This window comes from Streptomyces sp. CG 926, assembly GCF_003148825.1.
GTDB lineage: Bacteria > Actinomycetota > Actinomycetes > Streptomycetales > Streptomycetaceae > Streptomyces.
Map to the genome: position 1 here is coordinate 113,491 of NZ_QGGZ01000006.1, position 9,697 is coordinate 123,187.

Consider the following 9,697-nt stretch of genomic DNA (forward strand, 5'->3'; position numbering starts at 1 on the left):
ACCAGCCGACGGCCCGTAACACCGAATGGAGTTGGACCATGACCGAGCTCCTGCCCGCTCGCGCGGACAGTGCCGCGTCCTTCCCGATGACCGAGACGCAGCAGGCACTGATGATCGGGCGAGGTGAAGCAGTCGAGCTGGGCGGTATCGGCTGCTACGGATACTTCGAATGGGAGCGCGCCGACCTCGATCCCGAGCGTTTCGCCGCCGCCTGGCGCAAGGTGGTCGCCCGTCACGACATGCTCCGCGCGATCGGGCGCACGGACGGCACCCAGTGGGTGCCGGCCGACCCGCTGCCCTTCGACATACCGGTCGTGGACCTGAGCGAGCTGTCCGCCGACGCCTCGCGGGAGCGGCTCGCCGCGCTGCGCGAGGAGATGAGCCACGTGGTCTTCCCGGTGGGCAGCTGGCCGCTGTTCGACCTGCGGATCATCCGGCTGGGCGGCCCCGGGAACCTCAGCCGCGTCCACCTCGGGATCGACCTGCAGGTACTGGACGCCTCCAGTGCCTTCCAGGTGCTCTTCCCCGAGCTCGTCGACCTGTACGAGGACCCCGACGCCGAACTCCCCGAGCCCGGTATCAGCTTCGCCGAGTACGCCCGGTGGCGCGCCGACGCCCTGCCCCACACCGAGGCCTTCCGTGCCGCCCGCGCGTACTGGCTGGAGCGCGTCCCCACCCTGCCGCCGGCCCCGTCGCTGCCCACGGGCGGCTCCGCCGACCCCGGCCGCGAGGTGCGCTTCGACCGGCGCGAGCACCGGCTGTCCCCCGCCGAGTGGCAGCGTTTCTCGGCGCGGGCGCACGAGGCGGGGCTGACCCCGTCGGTCCTGCTCACCGCCGCCTTCGCCGAGGTGGTCCGGTGCTGGGCGGAGGAGTCGGACTTCACCGTCAACTACCCGATCTTCCAGCGCCCGGCGGTGCACCCGGACATCACCGGCGTCCTCGGTGACTTCACCAACGCCGTGATGCTCGCCGCCGATGGTTCGGGCGCGACCTTCCTGGACCGCGCGCACGCCCTGCGCGACCAGCTCGCCCGCGACGCGGAGCACGGCTCCTTCAACGGTGTCCGGGTGCTGCGCGAGCTGACCCGGCTGCACGGGGTGGGCGCGCAGGCCGGCATGCCGATCGTGGTGACCAGCCTGCTCGACTACCCGGTGCGCAGGCCCGTCACGGACCTGGGCCGCGAGGTGTACTCGATCTCGCAGACCCCGCAGGTCTCGCTGGACGTACAGCTGCGCGAACTGGCCGGTGAACTGCGCGTCATCTGGGACTTCGTCGACGGGGCGTTCGCGCCCGGCTTCGTCGACGCCGCCTTCGGCGTGTACGTGGACCTGCTGGAGCGGCTCACCCGGGACCCGGAGGCCCTGCACACCGGGCGCTTCGACCTGATCCCGGCGGCCGAGCGGACGCTGCGCCGCGAGGTCAACGACACCGCCGGGCAGATCCCGTACACCACCTTGCACGAGCTGTTCGCCCGGCAGGCCGAGCGCACGCCCGACGCCGAGGCCGTGGTGGACGGCACCGGGCGGCGCCTGAGCTACGCCGAACTGGCCTCGTACGCCTGGCGGATCGGGCACACGCTGCGGGACCACGGGGCGGCTCCGGGCGAGCTGGTCGCCGTCGTGATGGAGAAGGGCTGGGAGCAGTACGCCGCGGTGTACGGGATCCTCGCCGCCGGCGCCGCCTATCTGCCGCTGGACCCGAGCGTGCCGCCGGAGCGGCTTCGCCGCCTGCTCACCGAGGGCAAGGTGGACCGGATCCTCACCCAGTCCTGGCTGGAATCCCGCATCAGCTGGCCGCCCACGGCCCGTCGCTACCGGGTCGACAAGGACTTCGAGTCCGGGAACGCGATGCGGCCCGAGACCGCGCAGACCCCGGCGGACCTCGCGTACACCATCTTCACCTCGGGCTCGACGGGTGAGCCCAAGGGCGTGATGGTCGACCACATCGGCGTGGTCAACCTGATCCGCGATGTCGCGACCCGTTTCGAGGTCGGGGCGCGGGACCGGCTGCTGGCCATCTCCGGGCTGCACTTCGACGCCTCGATCTACGATGTGTTCGGGGTGCTGACGCAGGGCGGAACCGTGGTGCTGCCGCCGCCGTTCGAGCACGCCGAGCCCGATGTGTGGGCCGATCTGGTGCGGGCGGAGCAGGTCACCCTGTGGAACTCCGTGCCCGTCCTGATGGAGCTGCTCGTCGGCGAGGCCGAGGTGCGCGAGCGGCGCGGCGGCGACCGGCCGCTGGAGTCGCTGCGGCTGTCCGTGCTCTCCGGCGACTGGATCCCGCTGACGCTGCCGGACCGGCTGCGGGCGCAGAGTCCCCGGATCGAGGTGGTGGGTTCGGGCGGTCCGACCGAGACGATCTGCTGGTCGCTGTTCCAGCCGATCGGCGAGGTCGACCCGGCCTGGACGAGCATCCCGTACGGCAAGCCGATCACCAACCAGCGCTACTACATCGTCGACGCGGCCGCCTACGAGCGCCCGCTCGGGGTGGTCGGCGAGATGGCCGTGGCCAGTGACGTCGGGCTCGCCCTCGGCTACTGGAACGACGCCGAGCGCACCGCGAACCGCTTCGTGCGCCTGCCGGAGAGCGGCGAACGCGCCTACCTGACCGGGGACCTGGGCCGGTACCTGCCGGACGGAAGCATCGAGATCCTGGGCCGGGACGACTTCCAGGTGAAGATCCAGGGCCACCGGATCGAGCTCGGTGAGATCGAGGCCGTGCTGCGCCAGGACGCCGAGGTCGAGGCGGCCGTGGTGGTGGCCCCGGCCAGTGCCCACGGGGTGCGTCGGCTGCACGCCTACGTCGTGGCCGGCGCGGAGGCGGCCGGGCCGGTGCTGGAGCGGCTCGCGGCCCAGCTCCCGGGGTACATGGTGCCGGCCGCGCTCACCGTGCTGCCGGAGCTGCCGCTGACCCGCAACGGGAAGGTCGACCGGCTGCTGCTGGCCTCCTCCGCCGGGCGGCAGCAGTCCGCCGACGAGGCGGCCGTACGGGACGCCGGGGACGGGCCGGGCAGTGCGCTGGAGCTCGTGCTGTGCGCGGCGGTCGCCGACATCCTCGGCCTGGACGGGGTGGCGCCCGGTGACAACTTCTTCAGCCTGGGCGGCGATTCGCTCAGCGGCACCCGGCTGGCCGGTCTGCTGGGGGAGCTGCTGGGGGTGCCGGTGCCGGTGAAGACCGTGTTCCAGAACCCGCTGATCCGCGAGCTGGCCGAGAAGATCGCCGCGGACGAGCAGCACGGCGCGGAGGCGGTCGCCGCCGCGGAGGCCTTCGGAGAGCTGGAGGCGGACGAGGCCGGCGCGTCGGCATAGGCCGTCTCTTTCGGATCTTGCCGGGCCCGCGACGCCCGGCACCGCACCCGGCTGCGTTGTCGGGACGACCGAGTACGTCCAGTACACGGGCGCCCCTCCGCCTTGCCGGGCACGGCACCGGACGCCGCGGGCTCGGCCGCCACGATCCGAAAGAGACGACCCAGGCCGCGGTTCGGCACAGCACGGTCATCACGGACGATTCCGAGAGGGGACAGTCATGAGTCTCACCCTGCCCGCGCCCGTCACCGAGCCGGAGCTGCCCGGGGCGCCCGGCTCCGGCTCCGGTCACGGGCCCGATCCCGATCCCGATCTGGTCGATTTCGCCGGGCACGCCGCGACGCGGCTCAGAGAGCGCGACGGCGAGCTGTACACGCTGCTGGCCCGGGAGTCGGCACGTCAGCGCGACACCCTGATGATGGTCGCGGCGTCCAGTGTCGCGGACCCCTCCGTCCTGGCCTGCGAGGGCAGCGCGCTCGGCAACCTGACCGCCGAGGGCTTCCCCGGGAACCGCTACCACGCGGGCTGCGGGGTCGCCGACGAGATCGAGCGCCTCGCGATCGACCGGGCGTGCGCGGCGTTCGGGGCCCAGGACGCGATCGTGCAGCCGCACTCCGGCTCCTCCGCCAACCTCGCCGTGATCACGGCGCTGCTCAACCCGGGCGACTCCCTGCTCGGGCTGGACCTGGACTGCGGCGGGCACCTCACCCACGGCTCCCCGGCCTCGGTGACCGGACGCTACTACCGCGCCCACGGCTACCGGGTGACCCCGGACGGGCTGCTCGACTACGACCAGATCCGTGAACTGGCCCTGGAACACCGCCCGAAGCTGATCGTCTGCGGGGCGAGCGCGTACCCCCGCAGCATCGACTTCGCCCGCTTCCGGGAGATCGCGGACGAGGCCAACGCCTATCTCCTGGCCGACATCTCGCACATCGCGGGACTGGTCGCGGCCGGCCTCCACCAGAGCCCCGTCGACCATGCCCACGTGACCACCACCAGCACCTACAAGCAGCTGTACGGTCCGCGCGGCGGGCTGATCCTGCTGGGCCGGGAGGCCCGAAAGGCCGGGCCGGAGCGCGGCACCCTGGCCGCGACCCTGCGCCGCGCCGTGTTCCCCTTCACCCAGGGCACGCCCGACCTGGCATCGGTGGCGGCCAAGGCGCGTGCCCTGGACTTCGTGGCGAGCCCCGACTTCGCCGAGATCGCCAAGCGGCTCGCCGACGGCGCGCAGGCGATCGCCGAGCGCCTCTTGGACCGGGGGTTCCGGCTGGTCACCGGTGGTACGGACACCCATATGGTGCTGCTGGACCTGCGCGGCACCGGGGTCACCGGGGACGTCGCCGAGCAGGCCCTGGAGTCCTGCGGGATCGTCGTCAACCGCAACCGGGTCCCCGGCGACACCACGCCGGTGCGGGTGACCGGTGGACTGCGGCTGGGCACCAACACGCTGGCCGCGCGCGGGATGGACCGCACGGTGGCCGCCGAGTGCGCCGACCTGGTCGCCGACGTGCTGGTGGCGCTGCGCGCGCAGGGCGGCGTACTGCCGGACGCCCTGCGCGGGCGGGTGCGTGCCCGGGTCTCCGAACTGTGCGCCGCCCACCCCCTGCCGGGGTATCTGCCGTGACCTTCAGCGGCTTCCCGCCCTCGGCACTGCGCCTGTACGAGGACCTCGCGGCCGACAACAGCAAGGAGGCGTGGCGACTGCGCCACCGCGAGCGGTACGAGCGTGACGTACGTGCGCCGATGGACGAGCTTGCCGCTGAACTGAGCGTGCTTTTCGCCGAGTCGACCGGGTCGGGCGAGGTGCAGGTGCTGGGCCCGGTCCGGGACACCCGGATGTCCCACGACAAGTCCCCGTACAAGACCTACCAGGGCGCCTATCTGGATCTGCTGCCCTGCCTGGGCCTGTGGGTGCACCTGGACCGGCACGGCCTCTACGCCTCCGGGCGCTGGTACCCCTATGCCGGGGCCGAGGTCGCCCGGTACCGCGCCGCCGTCGAGGAGGAGGACGGCGGCGCGGAGCTGGCCGCGATCGCGGGCCGGCTGGAGGCCCAGGGGTTCACCCTGGGCGGCGACCGGCTCAAGTCCCGGCCGCGGGGGGTCCCGGCGGACCACCCGCGGCTGGGGCTGCTGCGCCACCGCAAGATCGACGCGTGGCGCCGCCACGGTCCGGACGCCGGGCTGCACACGGCGCGCGCCGGGGAACTGGTGCGGGATACCTGGCGGCTGGTGCGCCCGCTGCTGGACTGGGTGGCGGCCCGCGAACTCACCCCACGACCCCGCGAGCAAGGAGTTGACGTACCGTCATGAGCATCGGGAGCTTCGAGACCGTCGATCTGCGCAGCGACACGGTGACCCGGCCGGGTGCCGGGATGCGGGCCGCGATGGCCTCGGCCGAGGTCGGCGACGACCTGTTCGGGGAGGATCCGACCGTCCGCGCGCTGGAGGACCGGCTCGCCGGGCTCTTCGGTTTCTCCGGGGCGCTGTTCACCCCGTCCGGGGTGATGGCCAACCAGATCGCCCTCCAGCTCCTCGTCGGTCCCGGCGAGGAGCTGGTGTGCGACGCCGAGGCGCACATCCTGGCGCACGAGGAGGCCTCCCCGGCCCGCTACGGCGGGATCCAGACGCGCACGGTGACGGCGGAGCGGGGGGTGGTCACCGCTGCCCTGCTGGCCGGGGTGGTCCGGCGGGGGAACCCGTACACGCTCGGCACCCGTGCCGTCGAGGTGGAGCAGACCCACACCCGGGCCGGCGGTGCGGTCCACCCGCTGGACACGCTGCGCGCCGTACGCGAACTGACGTCCGGAGCGGGCCTCGCGGTCCATATGGACGGGGCCCGGATCTGGAACGCGATGGCCGCGACGGGCACCTCCGCCCACGCGTACGGGCGGACGGCCGACTCGCTGTCCGTGTGTCTGTCGAAGGGGTTGGGCGCGCCCGTCGGTTCGGTGCTCCTGCTGGCGGCCGAACAGCTGCCGCGGGCCCGGAAGTTGCGGCACGGCTTGGGCGGCGGCATGCGCCAGTCGGGCATCCTGGCGGCTGCGGGGCTGTACGCCCTGGACCACCACGTGGAGCGGATCGCCGAGGACCACGCCCATGCCGCCCTGCTGGCGGCGGGGTTGCGGGACGCGGGGTTCACCGTGCGCCCGCCGGAGACCAACATCGTCCTCATCGAGGTTCCCGGCGCCGACGAGGTCGTCGCACGGGCCGCCAAGGAAGGAGTACTGGTGACCGCGCCCGGCCCGGAGACGGTCCGGCTGGTCACCCATCTGGACGCAGGACGAGAGGCGTGTCGGCGGGCCCTCGGGGTGCTGACCGCCGTGATGACCGATGTCGTCGCCGGGACGCGGGACACCGCGGCCGCGGGACGCTCGTAAGCAGCGGAAGAGAGCGAAGTAGCAGCATGAGTTTAGAAGTACGGCCCGCCACGGCGGATCTGTGGGACGACATCCGCCAGGTGCTCCAGCCGAAGAAGAGCGCGCACACGTGCTGGTGCATGGCGTGGCGGCTGTCCACCGGCGACTACGGGCGACTCACGGCGGACGAGCGGGGCGAGCACCTGCGCGGCCTGATGGAGAAGGCCGATCCGCCGCCCGGGGTCCTCGGTTTCCTGAACGGCGAGGTGGCCGGCTGGTGCAACGTGGCACCGCGCCGGCAGCTCGACCGGCTGACCTCCTCGAAGACGATCACACCGGTGGACGATCTGCCCGTGTGGTCGGTGACCTGCTTCGTCGTACGCAAGGACTTCCGCGGCAAGGGGGTCGCCTCGGGCCTGCTGGAGGGGGCCGTCGAGCACGCGCGCGCCCACGGTGCGCCCGCCGTCGAGGGCTATCCGGTGGACCCGGAGGGCGGCCGGGTGAACCCGACCCTCGCCTATGTCGGGACGATGGACATGTTCGAGCGGGCGGGCTTCCGTCGGGTGCGGCGCACCGAGGCCAAGAGCGACAAGCGGCATCGTTGGGTCATGCGCCGCGACCTGGTCTGACGGTCCTCGGGGTACGGGGAAGGGGCTCCCGCGGTGCGGGGGCCCCTTCCTCGTGCGGGTGCCGGTCAGGGCGTGTGCGCGGCGATGTCCCAGAGGTGGGCGGGACGTCCGCAGCGCATGGCCTCCCAGGCCGCGCGTCGGTAGCAGCCCGCCACCAGGCCGTCCCGGACCAGGCCCGAGGCGCCGTGCAGGTGGACCGCGTCACGCGTCACGTCGAGGGTGGTCTCCGCCGTGAGGGCGATGAGCCCGGCGGCCTCCCCCGCGCTGAGCCGGTCCTCGTCGAGGTCCCGGGCCGCGTCCCCGACGGCCCAGCGCACGGCGTCGAGGCGGGCCAGCAGGCCGGCCACGCGCAGCCGGGGACCCTGGTGCTTGACCAGGGCCTGGCCGAACTGCTGTCGGCCGCGGATCCGGGAGACGACCGCCGTCAGGGCGGCCGCCGTGATCCCGGCGAGCAGCGAGGCCTGATGGACGGCGGCGCGCAGGCCCACGCGGGCGAGGGCCGCTTCGGCGGCCAGGCCCCTCAGCAGTACCGCCTCGGCGGGCAGCCGTACCTCGTCGAAGTCGGCGCCGGCGACCGCTCCCCCGCCGTGGTCGCGCAGCGGGCGTACCCGGACGCCCTCGGTGGGCAGGGTCACGAGTGCCACGCACGGGCCGTCGGGGCCGCCGGCCAGGACCAGCAGGGCGCCGGGGGCGACGCCGGCGGCGAAGGGGCCGCCGGTGCCGGTGAGCAGGACGTCGCCCGTGTCCGGGTCCGGTTTCCAGGTGATGCCCGGCGGTACGGTCCCGCGCGGATCGGGCAGCCGACCCGGCACGGCGAGGGCCAGTTCCCCGGTGCGGACCTGGTCCAGGAGGACGTCGGCGGCTTCGGAGGCGAGCGGGCCGAGGCCGGAGATCAGGTCCAGGGCGAGGAGGGTGTCGGTGAGCGGGACGGGCTGCGTCGCGTTGCCCGCCTCCTCGCACACCATGGCGACGACCGCCTGCCCTAGGTCGAGGCCGTCGTGGCCGATGGGCAGGGCGAACTCCCAGGCGCCGACCTGGGTCAGCGCCTCCCAGGCGCCGGCGGGGGTGTCCCCGTCGACCTCCAGTCCCTGGCGCACGGTGAGCCGCAGCTGCCGGAAGAGGGAGTCCTCGTCCTCACGCTCCCGCCAGCGCTCGGGCGCCGCCGCGCCCGGCCCGCCCGTACCGTTCCCGCCTACCGCCTGTGATGTCACGGCCGTACCTCCGCCCCTGAGTCGAGACGCAGCCGGGCCAGCGTCTCCAGCATCATTTCGGCGGTGCCGCCCGATATCCGCATCCCCGGGGCTTCGCGCAACGCCGCGTCGAGTGGGTGTGCCACCCCGTCGACCTCGGGGTCGTCGAGGGTCATGCTGCGGTCGCCGTCCAGTTCCGCGGCCCACCAGGCCACCTCGGCCGCGAGCTCGGTGGTATACCACTTGGCGGCGGCGGCCTCGTCCTCGTTGAGTTCGCCCCGGTCGAGGCGGGTGAGGACGCGGCGCACCAGCGTGCCCGCCGCGAGCAGCCGGGCGTTGAGCTTGGCCAGGCCGATCTGGTCGTGCTGGCCGGCCTCCAGCCGGTCGGTGTGGACCTCCAGCCGTTCCACGGCGGCCCGGTACCAGCGCAGCGCCTTGACGTAGTAGTCGAGTCCGGTGCGCTCGAAGGCGAGGGTCTTGACGACGATGGCCCAGCCCTGGCCGGTCTCGCCGACCACGTCGTCGGCGGTCACGGCCACGCCGTCGAGGGTGACCTCGTGGAAGGCGTCGTCGCCCATGCCCGGGATCTGCCGGATGGTGACGCCCGGCTGGGCCAGGGGGACGAGGAACAGGCTGAAGGCGTCGTCCTCGCCGCGGGCCAGGCACAGTCCGTAGTCGGCGAGCCGGGCGAAGAGCGAGTGGACCTTGGTGCCGTACAGCTTGTAGCCGCCGTTGCCGTCGGAAACGGCCCGGGTGGAGAGGATGTTGAGGTCGGAGCCGGCCTGGGGTTCGCTGAACAGCACGCAGCCGAAGGCGGTGCCGGCGGCGAAGCCCGGCAGGTGCCGGGCCTTCATCGCCGGGCTCGCGACATTGAGCAGGGTGGATCCGACGATCTGCACGGTGAGGGTGTGCAGCAGGTCGGGGACGTCGTGCATGGCCAGTTCCTCGACCAGCACGGCGGCCGCGACCTGGCTGATGCCCCGGCCGCCGTACTCCTCGGGCCACTGGGGCGCGAGGAGGCCCTGTTCGCCCAGGGCCCGGTGGATGGGCCGGGGGTCGCGGGTGCGCCGGGCCTCGGCCACGGGGGCCGAGACCAGGATGTCGTGGATGTCCTCGCGCAGGGCCCGCATGGGGGTGCGGGGCACGTCGGCTCCGCTCCGCAGCAGCCCGCAGTCCGCGGGCGCGCGGTAGAACTCGGTGGTGAGCACGGGCAA

Annotated in this window: 7 protein-coding genes; 5 read left to right on the forward strand and 2 right to left on the reverse strand. The window is 73.4% G+C overall.

Translation table 11 applies throughout. The features are described 5' to 3' along the window. Positions 1-38 precede the first annotated feature (38 nt). The 5 genes from BCL76_RS17570 to BCL76_RS17590 all read left to right on the forward strand — a co-directional run bounded on the left by BCL76_RS17570 (position 39) and on the right by BCL76_RS17590 (position 7,293). The gene (locus tag BCL76_RS17570) at positions 39-3,308 is read left to right on the forward strand and encodes a non-ribosomal peptide synthetase (protein WP_109780438.1); all 3,270 of its coding nucleotides are present in this window, start codon (positions 39-41) and stop codon (positions 3,306-3,308) included. A 217-nt stretch (positions 3,309-3,525) separates the two neighbouring features. Further along, positions 3,526-4,932 (forward strand): serine hydroxymethyltransferase, encoded by a 1,407-nt coding sequence (gene glyA / locus BCL76_RS17575; protein ID WP_109780439.1) that lies wholly within the window; start codon positions 3,526-3,528, stop codon positions 4,930-4,932. Continuing rightward, a complete protein-coding gene (locus BCL76_RS17580) occupies positions 4,929-5,618 on the forward strand; it encodes a DUF2461 domain-containing protein (RefSeq protein ID WP_109780440.1) in 690 nt (229 codons plus the stop codon). The genes glyA and BCL76_RS17580 overlap by 4 nt, the downstream gene beginning before the upstream one ends. Beyond that, a complete protein-coding gene (locus BCL76_RS17585) occupies positions 5,615-6,685 on the forward strand; it encodes a threonine aldolase family protein (RefSeq protein ID WP_109780441.1) in 1,071 nt (356 codons plus the stop codon). The genes BCL76_RS17580 and BCL76_RS17585 overlap by 4 nt, the downstream gene beginning before the upstream one ends. Positions 6,686-6,711: 26 nt before the next feature. Then, entirely contained in the window at positions 6,712-7,293 is a 582-nt protein-coding gene (locus tag BCL76_RS17590; RefSeq protein ID WP_109780442.1) for a GNAT family N-acetyltransferase, read from the forward strand. Positions 7,294-7,358: 65 nt separating this feature from the next. Here BCL76_RS17590 and BCL76_RS17595 read toward each other — a convergent pair whose 3' ends face one another. Beyond that, positions 7,359-8,504, reverse strand: coding sequence for an acyl-CoA dehydrogenase family protein (locus BCL76_RS17595; RefSeq protein WP_109780443.1), 1,146 nt, complete (start codon positions 8,502-8,504; stop codon positions 7,359-7,361). Beyond that, entirely contained in the window at positions 8,501-9,691 is a 1,191-nt protein-coding gene (locus BCL76_RS17600) for an acyl-CoA dehydrogenase family protein (protein ID WP_109780444.1), read from the reverse strand. Before BCL76_RS17600 ends, BCL76_RS17595 begins: the two co-directional genes overlap by 4 nt. Positions 9,692-9,697 lie beyond the last annotated feature (6 nt).